14 protein-coding genes are annotated in these 11861 nt (G+C 57.9%); 11 read left to right on the top strand and 3 right to left on the bottom strand.

Translation table 11 applies throughout. The features are described 5' to 3' along the window. Positions 1–4: 4 nt before the first annotated feature. Positions 5–475 (top strand): CreA family protein, encoded by a 471-nt coding sequence (locus tag ACWKWM_RS18345; RefSeq protein WP_483847494.1) that lies wholly within the window; start codon positions 5–7, stop codon positions 473–475. A gap of 175 nt (positions 476–650) precedes the next feature. On the opposite strand, the gene rpsT is transcribed toward ACWKWM_RS18345, so the two are convergent. Beyond that, entirely contained in the window at positions 651–929 is a 279-nt protein-coding gene (gene rpsT, locus ACWKWM_RS18340; protein ID WP_037015424.1) for a 30S ribosomal protein S20, read from the bottom strand. Between the two features lie 251 nt (positions 930–1180). Here rpsT and murJ point away from each other — a divergent pair, with 251 nt between their 5' ends. The 6 genes from murJ (at position 1181) to ispH (ending at position 8604) form a co-directional block, all read left to right on the top strand. Beyond that, the gene (gene murJ, locus ACWKWM_RS18335) at positions 1181–2719 is read left to right on the top strand and encodes a murein biosynthesis integral membrane protein MurJ (RefSeq protein ID WP_483847493.1); all 1539 of its coding nucleotides are present in this window, start codon (positions 1181–1183) and stop codon (positions 2717–2719) included. A gap of 117 nt (positions 2720–2836) precedes the next feature. Then, complete coding sequence (gene ribF / locus ACWKWM_RS18330) at positions 2837–3787, top strand: bifunctional riboflavin kinase/FAD synthetase (RefSeq protein ID WP_483847492.1); 951 nt, start codon at positions 2837–2839, stop codon at positions 3785–3787. Next, the gene (gene ileS / locus ACWKWM_RS18325) at positions 3784–6615 is read left to right on the top strand and encodes an isoleucine--tRNA ligase (protein ID WP_483847491.1); all 2832 of its coding nucleotides are present in this window, start codon (positions 3784–3786) and stop codon (positions 6613–6615) included. Before ribF ends, ileS begins: the two co-directional genes overlap by 4 nt. Further along, entirely contained in the window at positions 6608–7114 is a 507-nt protein-coding gene (gene lspA / locus ACWKWM_RS18320) for a signal peptidase II (protein ID WP_483847490.1), read from the top strand. The genes ileS and lspA overlap by 8 nt, the downstream gene beginning before the upstream one ends. Next, entirely contained in the window at positions 7107–7574 is a 468-nt protein-coding gene (locus ACWKWM_RS18315) for an FKBP-type peptidyl-prolyl cis-trans isomerase (protein WP_483838071.1), read from the top strand. Before lspA ends, ACWKWM_RS18315 begins: the two co-directional genes overlap by 8 nt. Positions 7575–7656: 82 nt before the next feature. Next, positions 7657–8604: a 4-hydroxy-3-methylbut-2-enyl diphosphate reductase gene (gene ispH, locus ACWKWM_RS18310; protein ID WP_483847489.1), complete on the top strand. Its 948-nt coding sequence runs from the start codon at positions 7657–7659 to the stop codon at positions 8602–8604. 4 nt (positions 8605–8608) lie between these two features. On the opposite strand, the gene ACWKWM_RS18305 is transcribed toward ispH, so the two are convergent. Next, a complete protein-coding gene (locus ACWKWM_RS18305; RefSeq protein WP_483847488.1) occupies positions 8609–9118 on the bottom strand; it encodes a GspH/FimT family pseudopilin in 510 nt (169 codons plus the stop codon). 248 nt (positions 9119–9366) lie between these two features. Between ACWKWM_RS18305 and pilV the strand changes: the two genes are divergently transcribed. Genes pilV through ACWKWM_RS18285 form a run of 4 tightly spaced genes read left to right on the top strand, consistent with a single transcriptional unit; the run spans position 9367 to position 11433 of the window. Then, entirely contained in the window at positions 9367–9795 is a 429-nt protein-coding gene (gene pilV, locus ACWKWM_RS18300) for a type IV pilus modification protein PilV (RefSeq protein WP_483847487.1), read from the top strand. Further along, on the top strand, positions 9792–10484 hold the full coding sequence (locus ACWKWM_RS18295) for a PilW family protein (protein ID WP_483847486.1): 693 nt from the start codon (positions 9792–9794) through the stop codon (positions 10482–10484). Before pilV ends, ACWKWM_RS18295 begins: the two co-directional genes overlap by 4 nt. Then, positions 10481–11002: a PilX N-terminal domain-containing pilus assembly protein gene (locus ACWKWM_RS18290; RefSeq protein WP_483847485.1), complete on the top strand. Its 522-nt coding sequence runs from the start codon at positions 10481–10483 to the stop codon at positions 11000–11002. Before ACWKWM_RS18295 ends, ACWKWM_RS18290 begins: the two co-directional genes overlap by 4 nt. Continuing rightward, positions 10999–11433 carry a type IV pilin protein gene (locus ACWKWM_RS18285; RefSeq protein WP_483847484.1) on the top strand — a complete coding sequence of 145 codons (435 nt, stop codon included), beginning with the start codon at positions 10999–11001 and terminating at the stop codon, positions 11431–11433. Before ACWKWM_RS18290 ends, ACWKWM_RS18285 begins: the two co-directional genes overlap by 4 nt. Before the next feature lie 10 nt (positions 11434–11443). On the opposite strand, the gene ACWKWM_RS18280 is transcribed toward ACWKWM_RS18285, so the two are convergent. Next, entirely contained in the window at positions 11444–11857 is a 414-nt protein-coding gene (locus ACWKWM_RS18280; protein WP_483847483.1) for a type IV pilin protein, read from the bottom strand. Between the last annotated feature and the right edge of the window lie 4 nt (positions 11858–11861).

Here is an 11861-nt window from a genome sequence, read left to right as displayed (position 1 = left end):
TGCGATGCGAGTCGTGAAAGTAATGCTGGGCGCGCTTGCGATGCTGCCCCTGTTGGCGTCTGCAGAGCAGATTGGTGAAGTCTCAACGGTGTTCAAGTTTGTGGGTCCGAATGATCGGATCGTGGTGGAGGCCTTTGACGACCCCAAGGTCGATGGCGTGACGTGCTACCTGTCGCGAGCGAAGACGGGTGGGGTGAAGGGTGGTTTGGGCTTGGCGGAAGATCGTGCCGAGGCATCCATTGCCTGTCGTCAGGTTGGGCCGATCCATTTCAAGGAGCAGCTCAAGGATGGTGATGAGGTCTTCAAGGAGCGTACATCGCTGGTGTTCAAAACCATGCAGGTGGTGCGCTTCTTCGACAAAAAGAGAAATGCGCTCGTGTACCTGGTTTACAGCGATCGTGTCGTAGAAGGCAGTCCGCAGAATGCCGTGACCGCAATCCCGATCCTGCCGTGGGCGCCAGCCCCTGCGCCGTAACGGTTGTTTGATCTTGTTGGAGCGAGGCTTGCCGGCGAAGTTGTGCACGCTGTGCTTTAGGTTTACTTAGCAATTGGGCTGTTCGCTGGCAAGCGCGTTCCTGCATGCGCAAGCGCACCAAATCGCAGGCAATAAAAAACCGACCCTGGGGTCGGTTTTTTAACTAGCGTGTCGCTTAGGCTGCAGCAGCAAGGTTCAGAGCCTTGATGTGGCCGTTCAGGCGACCTTTATGGCGAGCAGCTTTGTTCTTGTGGATGATGCCTTTATCGGCCATACGGTCGATAACTGGCACGGCCAGAACATAAGCAGCTTGCGCTTTTTCAGCGTCTTTAGCGTCGATGGCTTTCACTACGTTCTTGATGTAGGTACGAACCATGGAACGCATGCTGGCGTTGTGGCTGCGACGCTTCTCAGCCTGTTTTGCACGTTTTTTGGCGGAAGGTGTGTTGGCCACCGTCGAGCTCCTCGAAAGACTTGGGAAATAGCTAACAAAATAGGCCGCGAATCATGCCGATGAGTTGAAGTCTTGTCAAGGGCAGTTGATGCGTTCCGCTGAGTGGTCGCAGTGTATCGCCGTGGATATTTCTTTCCGGCGTACGACCTGTAAACTCGCGGGCTTTGGCTCTGAGCTGTTTTGCGGCGCGGAGTATCGCATAAATGGATCGCGTTATCTCGCATCCTTTAGTCTGAGCGCACAACCTCCCGATGAATCTACTCAAATCGCTGGCCGCCGTAAGCTCTATTACCATGCTTTCAAGGGTTCTGGGGTTCGTTCGCGATACCATCATTGCACGCACTTTTGGTGCGGGAATGGCCACCGACGCCTTCTTCATTGCCTTCAAATTGCCCAATCTGCTGCGGCGAATATTTGCCGAGGGTGCGTTCTCTCAAGCGTTCGTGCCAATTCTCGCGGAATATAAAAGCCAGCAAGGTGAGGAGGCGACCCGAACCTTCGTGGCGTATGTGACCGGGTTGCTGACCCTGGCGCTGGCGCTGGTGACGTTGCTGGGGATTGTCTTTGCACCCTGGGTCATCTGGGCCACTGCGCCAGGCTTTGCCGACACCCCGGAAAAATTTCAGCTCACCTCCGATCTGCTGCGCGTGACCTTTCCTTATATATTGCTGATTTCGCTCTCGTCGTTAGCGGGCGCGATACTCAATACCTGGAACAGATTCTCCGTCCCCGCGTTTGTGCCGACGCTGCTCAATCTGGCGATGATTTTCTTTGCGCTGTTTCTCACCCCTTACTTTCATCCGCCGGTCATGGCGCTAGGCTGGGCGGTGCTGGCAGGTGGTCTTTTACAGTTGCTGTATCAACTGCCGCATCTGAAAAAGATCGGAATGCTTGTTCTGCCGCGTCTGAACTTGCGCGACCGCGGGGTCTGGCGGGTAATGAAACAGATGCTGCCTGCAATCCTTGGCGTTTCGGTGAGTCAGATTTCTCTGATTATCAACACGATTTTTGCCTCGTTCCTCGTCGCCGGATCGGTCTCCTGGATGTACTACGCCGACCGCTTGATGGAGTTGCCATCCGGTGTTCTCGGCGTAGCGCTGGGTACGATTCTGCTGCCGATCCTGTCCAAAACCTATGCCAGCAAAGACCGGCACGAGTATTCGCGGATCCTCGATTGGGGGCTGCGCTTGTGTTTCGTGCTGGTGCTTCCCTGCACCTTGGCGTTGGGGTTGCTCTCTGAACCCCTGACAGTCTCACTGTTTCAGTATGGTAAATTCGACGCCATGGATGCCGCGATGACACAGCGCGCCTTGATCGCTTATTCGGTCGGATTGCTGGGGATCATCGTGATTAAAGTCCTCGCGCCGGGGTTTTATGCGCAACAAAATATTCGGACCCCGGTGAAAATCGCAATCTTCACCCTCATTGTTACCCAACTGCTGAACCTGGCCTTTATTGGATCGCTGCAGCACGCGGGATTGGCGTTGGCGATTAGCGTGGGAGCCTGCATCAATGCGTGCCTGTTGTTTTGGCAGCTGCGCAAGCAGGATCTGTTTCAGCCGCAACCGGGCTGGGCGATGTTTTTGTTGAAGCTGATTATCGCGGTGGTGGTCATGTCAGTCGTGTTGCTGGGCTTGATGCACTTTATGCCGGCGTGGAGTGACGGACAGATGCTGGAGCGGCTTGTTCGTCTGGGCGGTCTGGTTGTGGCGGGTGTGGTGACTTATTTCGCAATGCTGCTGTTACTAGGGTTTCGTCTGAAAGATTTCGCTCGAAGCGCGATCCTGTAGAACAATCGGCGGTTTTTGGCGGTTAACGCCGATTGTTGAGTTTTGCCTGGATGTGTCGCCTGTCGTTGAGGGCGGTGTGTGGTTATAATCGGCCACTTTATGAGCAAGAAGCGCGTTATGCAGCTGGTTCGAGGCCTTCACAATCTGCGCCCCCAGCATCGGGGCTGCGTCGCCACTATTGGCAATTTCGACGGTGTTCACCGTGGCCACCAGGCTATCCTGGCGCGTCTGCGCGAGCGCGCGGTCGAGTTGGGATTGCCCAGTTGCGTCGTGATATTCGAGCCGCAACCGCGTGAGTTCTTTGCCCCGGAAACGGCGCCCGCCCGGCTGGCAAGACTGCGTGACAAACTCAAATTGCTGGCTGACGAAGGTGTGGATCAGGTGTTATGCCTGGCGTTCAACCAGCGTCTGTGCAAATTGAGCGCTTCGGAATTTGTCGACACCGTGCTGATCGACGGCTTGGGCGTGAAGCATCTGGAGGTGGGAGATGATTTCCGCTTCGGCTGCGACCGCATTGGTGATTTTGATTTTCTGCAGCAAGCGGGTGCTTCCCTCGGGTTTACGGTTGAAGCGGCGCAGACCGTTGAAATCGACGGCTCGCGCGTCAGTAGCACCAAAGTGCGTAACGCGTTGGCGGCTGCGGACTTTGAGCTGGCGGAGCGGCTGTTGGGTCGTCCCTTCGAGATATCCGGGCGGGTCTTGCACGGCCAGAAGCTGGCTCGCCAGTTGGGTACGCCCACCGCGAACGTGCAACTCAAGCGCCGCCGTGCTCCGCTGACTGGTGTTTATCTGGTCAGTGCGCAGCTTGATGGCAAGTCTTGGCCAGGCGTCGCGAACATTGGTGTGCGTCCGACCGTTGCAGGTGATGGCAGTCCTCACCTTGAGGTGCATTTTCTGGATTATACCGGCGATATATACGGCCGGCGCTTGACCGTGGTGTTCCACCACAAGCTGCGTGATGAGCAGCGATTCGCCTCTCTCGAGGCGCTTAAGACGGCGATCAATGCGGATGTCGCCGCCGCCCGTGCCCACTGGCATGGCCAACCGCTAACAACGAGCCTGAAATGACCGACTACAAATCCACGCTAAACCTTCCGGACACCGCCTTCCCAATGAAGGCCGGCCTGCCCCAGCGCGAGCCGCAAACTCTGCAGCGCTGGGACAGCATTGGCCTGTACCAGAAGCTGCGTGAAATTGGCAAGGATCGTCCAAAGTTCGTCTTGCACGACGGCCCTCCCTACGCCAACGGCAATATTCACATCGGTCACGCGGTCAACAAGATCCTCAAGGACATGATCGTCCGCTCCAAGACCTTGTCCGGGTTCGATGCGCCTTATGTGCCGGGCTGGGACTGTCATGGCTTGCCGATCGAGCACAAGGTCGAAGTGACTCACGGCAAGAATTTGCCCGCCGACAAGACCCGCGAGCTGTGCCGCGCCTATGCCGCCGAGCAGATTGAAGGCCAGAAATCAGAATTCATCCGCCTTGGCGTTCTCGGCGATTGGGCCAACCCGTACCGCACTATGGACTTTGCCAACGAAGCGGGCGAGATCCGCGCGCTGGCAGAAATGGTCAAGGGCGGTTTCGTGTTCAAGGGCCTCAAGCCTGTGAACTGGTGTTTTGATTGCGGCTCGGCTCTGGCTGAAGCGGAAGTCGAATACCAGGACAAGAAATCTTCCACCATCGACGTGGCGTTCCCGATCGCCGATGAAGAAAAGCTCGCTGCGGCCTTTGGTCTGTCTGCGCTGAGCAAGCCGACCGCCGTTGTGATCTGGACCACCACCCCGTGGACCATCCCGGCCAACCAGGCACTCAACGTTCACCCTGAATTCACTTACGCGCTGGTCGATGTCGGTGATCGCGTGCTGCTGCTGGCCGAAGAGCTGGTCCAGGCCTGTCTCAAGCGCTACAACCTTGAAGGCTCGGTCATCGCTACCGCGCCGGGTTCGGCACTTGAGCTGATCAACTTCCGTCACCCGTTCTATGATCGTCTGTCGCCGGTTTATCTGGCGGACTACGTTGAATTAGGCGCTGGCACTGGCGTGGTTCACTGCTCGCCGGCCTATGGCGTTGACGACTTCGTGATCAGCAAAAGCTACGGCCTGACTAACGACGACATCATCAGCCCGGTGCAAAGCAACGGCGTTTACGTCGAATCGCTAGAGTTCTTTGGCGGCCAGTTCATCTTCAAGGCCAACCAGAACATCATCGATAAGCTGAAGGAAGTCGGTGCCCTGATGGACACCGAAGTCATCACCCACAGCTACATGCATTGCTGGCGGCACAAGACCCCGCTGATCTATCGCGCTACAGCGCAGTGGTTCGTCGGCATGGACAAGCAGCCAACGTCGGGCGACACGCTGCGCAAGCGCGCCGTCAAAGCCATCGAAGACACCAAGTTCGTGCCGACCTGGGGTCAGGCGCGCCTGCACTCGATGATCGCCAACCGTCCTGACTGGTGCATCTCCCGTCAGCGCAACTGGGGCGTGCCGATCCCGTTCTTCCTGCATAAGGAAAGCGGTGAGCTGCACCCGCGCACCGTTGAGCTGATGGAAGAAGTCGCCTTGCGTGTCGAGCAAGAAGGCATCGAAGCATGGTTCAAGATGGATGCCGCCGAACTGTTGGGTGATGACGCGCCCAAGTACGACAAGATTTCCGACACGCTCGACGTGTGGTTCGATTCCGGAACCACGCACTGGCATGTGCTGCGCGGCTCTCACCCAATGGGTCACGAAAGCGGCCCGCGCGCCGACCTGTACCTGGAAGGTTCGGACCAGCATCGCGGCTGGTTCCACTCTTCATTGCTGACCGGCTGCATGCTCGACGATCACGCACCGTACCGCGAGTTGCTGACCCACGGTTTCACCGTTGATGAAAACGGTCGCAAGATGTCCAAGTCGTTGGGTAACGTCATCGCGCCACAGAAGGTCAACGACACCCTGGGCGCCGACATCATGCGCTTGTGGGTATCGGCCACCGATTATTCCGGCGAGATGGCTGTCTCGGAAACCATCCTGCAGCGCAGCGCCGATGCCTATCGTCGCATCCGTAACACCGCGCGTTTCCTGCTTTCCAACCTGACCGGTTTCAATCCGGCCACTGACATCCTGCCGGCCGAAGAAATGCTGGCGCTGGATCGCTGGGCAGTTGATCGCGCCTCGTTGCTGCAGCGTGAACTGGAGGAGCATTACGGCGAATACCGCTTCTGGAACGTCTATTCCAAAGTGCACAACTTCTGCGTGCAGGAGTTGGGCGGCTTCTACCTCGACATCATTAAGGATCGCCAATACACCACCGGCGCCGACAGCAAAGCACGTCGTTCTTGCCAGACTGCGCTGTTCCACATCTCTGAAGCGTTGGTGCGCTGGATGGCGCCGATTCTGGCGTTCACCGCCGACGAGCTGTGGCAGTACCTGCCGGGCGAGCGTAACGAGTCGGTCATGCTCAACACCTGGTACGAAGGCCTGAGCGAGTTGCCGGAAGGCTTCGAGCTGGACCGCGCCTACTGGGAGCGGGTCATGGCGGTCAAGGTTGCGGTCAACAAGGAAATGGAAAACCTGCGGGCGGCGAAAGCCATCGGCGGCAATCTGCAGGCTGAAGTGACGCTCTACGCTGAAGACGAACTGGTCGCCGACTTGTCGAAGCTGGGCAACGAGCTGCGCTTCGTCTTGATCACCTCCACCGCCAGCGTAGCGCCGTTTGTCAGCGCACCTGCTGACGCAGTAGTGACCGAAGTCGCGGGCCTTAAACTGAAAGTGGTGAAATCCGGCCACGCCAAATGCGCTCGCTGCTGGCATCACCGCGAGGACGTCGGGGTCAATCCCGAGCATCCGGAAATCTGCGGTCGCTGCGTAGACAACATCTACGGCGAAGGCGAGGTTCGTCACTATGCCTAATGCAAGTCGATTTGGTCGTCTGGGTTGGTTGTGGCTGAGCGTGCTGGTTTTGATCATCGATCAGGCCAGCAAGTATTACTTCGAAAACCGTCTGGATTTGTACGAGCAGATAGTGATCATCCCCGACTATTTCAGCTGGATGCTGGCTTACAACACTGGCGCTGCGTTCAGCTTCCTGGCAGACAGCTCAGGTTGGCAGCGCTGGTTTTTCGCTCTGATCGCTGTCGTGGTCAGTGGGGTGCTGGTGGTCTGGCTCAAGCGTCTTGGACCTGGAGAAACCTGGCTGGCCATCGCGCTGGCCCTGGTATTGGGCGGTGCGCTGGGTAATCTGTACGACCGCGTTGCCATTGGCCATGTGATCGACTTTATCTTCGTGCACTGGAAGGAGCATGGCTTCCCGGCCTTCAACTTTGCCGACAGTGCCATCACCGTAGGCGCCATCATGCTTGCGCTGGACATGTTCAAAAGCAAAAAAACCGGAGAAACCGTTCATGACTGACCAGGTATTGACCGACGCCGCTGCACAGGAACAACGTATCGGTCAGAACACGGAAGTCACCCTGCATTTCGCCCTGCGTCTGGAGAACGGCGACACTGTCGACAGTACGTTCGACAAGGCGCCCGCGACCTTTAAAGTCGGCGACGGTAACTTGTTGCCGGGCTTCGAAGCTCTGTTGTTCGGCTTCAAGGCCGGCGACAAACGCAGCCTTGAAGTGCCGCCGGAGAATGCTTTCGGTCAACCGAACCCGCAGAACGTGCAGATCATCGCGCGTTCGCAGTTTCAGGGCATGGAGCTTTCGGAAGGGTTGCTGGTCATTTTCAACGACGCCGCCAACACCGAACTGCCTGGGGTTGTGAAGACGTTTGACGATGATCAGGTGACCATCGACTTCAACCACCCGTTGTCTGGCAAGACATTGACCTTCGACGTGGAAATCTTCGAGGTCAAAGCGCTCTGATCAGTCGGAGCGCATCTGGCCTCGGCTTCGGTCGGGGCCTTTTCGTTTATATGTTTCATTGCGCGTAAAGACGAGGCACATCATGCAAATCAAGCTCGCCAACCCACGAGGCTTCTGCGCCGGGGTCGACCGCGCGATCGAAATCGTCAACCGCGCCCTGGAAGTGTTTGGCCCACCGATTTATGTGCGCCACGAAGTGGTTCATAACAAATTTGTCGTTGAGGACCTGCGGGCCCGCGGCGCGATCTTCGTCGAAGAGCTCGATCAGGTACCGGACGATGTGATCGTCATTTTCAGCGCTCACGGTGTCTCGCAAGTCGTACGCACTGAAGCCGCCGGGCGCGGTTTGAAAGTGTTCGACGCCACGTGCCCGCTGGTGACCAAGGTGCACATCGAAGTCGCCCGCTACAGCCGAGATGGTCGTGAGTGCATTCTGATTGGCCACGCCGGTCACCCGGAAGTCGAAGGCACCATGGGCCAATATGACGGCAGCAATGGCGGCGCGATCTATCTGGTTGAGGACGAGAACGACGTCGCCAATCTGCAGGTGGTCAATCCGGAAAAGCTCGCTTTCGTCACTCAGACGACGCTGTCCATGGATGACACCAGCCGAGTGATTGACGCGCTGCGCTCACGCTTTCCCAGCATCGGCGGCCCGCGTAAAGACGACATCTGCTACGCCACGCAAAACCGGCAGGACGCGGTCAAGCAATTGGCCGACGAGTGCGACGTGGTGCTGGTTGTCGGCAGCCCGAACAGCTCCAACTCCAATCGCTTGCGCGAACTGGCTGAGCGTATGGCCACCCCGGCGTACTTGATCGACGGCGCCGAAGATATGCAGCGCAGCTGGTTCGATGGCGTTGAGCGGATCGGCATCACGGCGGGCGCTTCGGCACCTGAAGTGCTGGTGCGCGGCGTTATTCAACAACTGCAGGCGTGGGGCGCGGTGGGCGCCGATGAGCTTGCGGGCCGTGAAGAGAACATCACGTTCTCGATGCCCAAAGAGCTGCGGGTCAAATCGCTGCTGTAACGTCTTAGCCGCAAAGCCCGGTGGCCACCTCATCGACAGCAATCCTGGCGCGTCCGGAGGGCGCCAGTATCACGCGATATTTGCTGGCCGCCCGGCCTTTCTCGCAGATGAACAAGGTGCCATTGCCTGTGCCGCCAGTGGTTGATCCACCGCTGCTGTCAAAAGGGATCGACTGCCGGACCTTGCTGTTGCCAGCCACTTTCACGCCGCGGTAACCCGGTCGTTCCACCAACGTGGGTTCGTCATCCTCCTTCGAACCATTGAGATTGGCATCGACAAACGTGCGCCAGCCGTTACTCCAGTCGCTGTCTATGGGCGCGATGACCACCACCTGATTGCGTACGATTGCTTCGGCTCGCGCCATGCGTATCCCGCTGACCAATTGTTGAGCGGCGTCCTGCCGCCGCTGTGATTCGATCAGACTTTTGAACGTTGGCAGCGCAATGCCCGTAATGATCGCGATCAATACCAGCACCATCAACAACTCCACCAGGGTGAATCCTCGCTGCCTCACACTTGCCTCCTTGCGCAGGTTGGCCGTCGACAGTCCCTGCGACGCAACGCAAAGCAGACACCGTTTCCCCGTTGCGAACAAGGCACTGATCGCGCTGCGTGTGTGAGTCGTTATGTCGGTAAACGGCCGTTACACACCAAGTCCAGTCGCTACGAGCAATCTCTAAATCCTCGGCTTCAATGGGATGGGCGAACGGATTTGGGAGCAGGGCGTTGAGGACACGATCACAGGGAGCAGGCGAGTCAGGGATGACGTTGATCGAGGTCATGGTCGCGTTGTTGATCTTGTCCGTGGGTGTTTTGGGCGCGGCGGCCGTACAGCTCAACGCGCTCAAATACACCGACAGCGCCATGCGCAACACGCAGGCGAGCTTCATCGCTCACGACATGATCGAGCGCATGCGGGCCAACCCCGAGGCCGACTATTCTCTAGGCTCAATGAGTCAGGCGCCGACCTCGGGCAATCTCGACAACCCTCGTCAGCAGGATCTGTTCGATTTCGCGATCAACGTAAAACAATTGGCAGGGGATGGCGCAGAGGGTCGCATTTTCGCCACGGGTGAAGCATTCACCGTCGAGATCGATTGGAACGATGCACGGGGAGGGCAACAGAAAGATCACACCGAAACCTTCACGCTGAGCAGCATCGTTTCCCCTGACACGCGTGACAGGCCATGAGGGACGGCTGCAAAGGCTTTGGCCTGATTGAGCTGATGGTAGCGATGACGCTCGGTTTGGTGATGTCGCTGGCACTGACCCAAATGTTCATCAGCTCCAAAGACACGTATCTGAGCCAGACAGCGTCGGCCAATCTGCAGGAAGACGCGCGCTTTGTGCTCAACAAACTGGCGCAAGACATACGCATGGCGGGGACGTTTGGTTGTCTGGCGTCAGTCACAGACGCCAGCGATAACGGCGATTTCGCTGCCGCGTTCAAGGCGCCGATCACATGGCAGTCGGGGTCGCGGACGTTGACGTTGATCACTGCCAGCGTCGACAAGTTTCAGGGCGAGCCAACCTGGACGATTCAGACGGATTGTTCTTCGTCTGCAGAGGCTTATTCCCAAGGTAAGGGGGCCGGCGAGTTGAGTTTTCCTGTGCATCAACAGGCTTATGCCTACAACGCCCGCAGGGCAGAGCTGACGCTGAACAACCGTGCATTGATCAGCCACGTCAGCGATTTCAGCGTAGTGTTCGGCGTGGCTTCCGGACCTTTCGAAACGTCGATCACCCGTTACGCCGAGAACCCCGGCGATCCCGCATTGATACGCAGCGTGCGCATTAATCTGACGCTTGCCGACCCCGTAGGCCGCGTGCAAGAACAGACGTTCAGCGTCGTCTCCGCCTTGCGCAATCGCCTGCCATGAGCAGATCAAAGCAAGCTTACGGGGCGATAGCCCAACGCGGCACGGTACTGATCGTAAGCCTGGTATTCCTCCTGTTGCTGAGCATGCTCGGCCTGTCCTCCCTGCAAAACGCGACGCTGCAAGAAAAAATGGCAGGCAGCCTGAACCTGCGTCAGTCCGCGTTTCATTCCGCCGAAAGCGTGCTTCGAGCAGGGGAGGCGCAGGTCAAGGCGACGGGATTTGCACTGCCAGTTTGTGGGTCCGTTACTGCGTGCGGGCCGCCTCCTGAAGCGTTCTCAGTGTCGAGTGCCGGAGCGGCAGGAGGTTCCGGTGTGACATGGGTCGCGGTAGAGGGCGGCTTTTATGCGCTACAGCACTTCGCCAAAACTGACGATCCTGCCAACGTTCGGCCGGTGGGTGACAAGACCGAATGGACCTTGTACCGAGTCACCGCCGTCGCCATTCAGGGCGATGCGCGAACTGTGCTGGAAAGCGTGCACACCGATCAACGCAGAATCCTGTGGCGGCAACGTCAATGAGCAAGCGCGCGCTGTTCAAGCGCAATACGGGTTTCACCTTGATCGAGCTGATGATCGTCGTCGGCATCATTGGCATCCTTGCTGCCGTCGGCTACCCCAACTACTCCGAATACGTGAAGAAAACCCGCCGCTCGGAAGTCGCCGCATTGCTGACGGAAGAAGCGCAGCGGCTCGAGCGGTTTTACTCGAAGACCGGTCAGTACAGCGATTCAGTCGGGCCTCCGGCGCGTGATCATCAGGTCTCCACAGGCAACGCGTTTTACACACTCACCGCGCAAAGGGCAGAGCAGACATTCGTCCTGACGGCTACGGCGTCCACGGCGCTGATGCTGGGTGATAAGTGCGGAGGGTTTGTGCTGGAAAACACTGGCAAAAGGGACAATGTGGGGATGTCGGGCGATGCCAGTGTTTTGGGGTGTTGGGGGCGGTGAGGCTGACCGGTTAACGCCAGCACTCAGCTTTATTGGGACTTTTTGTTCCCGTCTGGTCGATACTTAAGGTGCCGCACGTGTCCTTCACTTGAGTCCCCTGCGGCGCTACCTGCAGGGTATAGGTGGTGGCAGTGGGAGTGTTGGCCGATGACAGTACGTACTTCCCGCTGGAGGTGGTCATCGTTGCTGTCGTATACCCGAGGGCTGCCAGATTCGGCACAGCGTAAGTGTTGTTCTGTGCGTAGTAACGCTCCATCCGCGCCACTGCGTCATTTAGCATAGCAATACCTTCGGCACGATATCCGCGCTGCACGTACTGGGTGTAGTTGGGGTAGGCGATGGCAGCCAAGATGCCGACGATGGCGACAGTGATCATCAATTCAATCAGCGTGAAGCCTTGCTGCGTGCTTTTCGTGTTTTGCATACTG

This window comes from Pseudomonas rosaeacicularis (assembly GCF_057128745.1).
The sequence above is the reverse complement of the archived record's forward strand: the minus strand, read 5'-3'. Positions and strand labels throughout refer to the sequence as shown.

Bases quoted from the DNA above. Each gene is read 5' to 3' on its own strand.
- ACWKWM_RS18345 (WP_483847494.1), top strand. From the start codon at position 5: ATGCGAGTCGTGAAAGTAATGCTGGGCGCGCTTGCGATGCTGCCCCTG.
- murJ (WP_483847493.1), top strand. From the start codon at position 1,181: ATGAATCTACTCAAATCGCTGGCCGCCGTAAGCTCTATTACCATGCTT.
- ribF (WP_483847492.1), top strand. From the start codon at position 2,837: ATGCAGCTGGTTCGAGGCCTTCACAATCTGCGCCCCCAGCATCGGGGC.
- ileS (WP_483847491.1), top strand. From the start codon at position 3,784: ATGACCGACTACAAATCCACGCTAAACCTTCCGGACACCGCCTTCCCA.
- lspA (WP_483847490.1), top strand. From the start codon at position 6,608: ATGCCTAATGCAAGTCGATTTGGTCGTCTGGGTTGGTTGTGGCTGAGC.
- ACWKWM_RS18315 (WP_483838071.1), top strand. From the start codon at position 7,107: ATGACTGACCAGGTATTGACCGACGCCGCTGCACAGGAACAACGTATC.
- ispH (WP_483847489.1), top strand. From the start codon at position 7,657: ATGCAAATCAAGCTCGCCAACCCACGAGGCTTCTGCGCCGGGGTCGAC.
- pilV (WP_483847487.1), top strand. From the start codon at position 9,367: ATGACGTTGATCGAGGTCATGGTCGCGTTGTTGATCTTGTCCGTGGGT.
- ACWKWM_RS18295 (WP_483847486.1), top strand. From the start codon at position 9,792: ATGAGGGACGGCTGCAAAGGCTTTGGCCTGATTGAGCTGATGGTAGCG.
- ACWKWM_RS18290 (WP_483847485.1), top strand. From the start codon at position 10,481: ATGAGCAGATCAAAGCAAGCTTACGGGGCGATAGCCCAACGCGGCACG.
- ACWKWM_RS18285 (WP_483847484.1), top strand. From the start codon at position 10,999: ATGAGCAAGCGCGCGCTGTTCAAGCGCAATACGGGTTTCACCTTGATC.
- ACWKWM_RS18280 (WP_483847483.1), bottom strand. From the start codon at position 11,857: ATGCAAAACACGAAAAGCACGCAGCAAGGCTTCACGCTGATTGAATTG.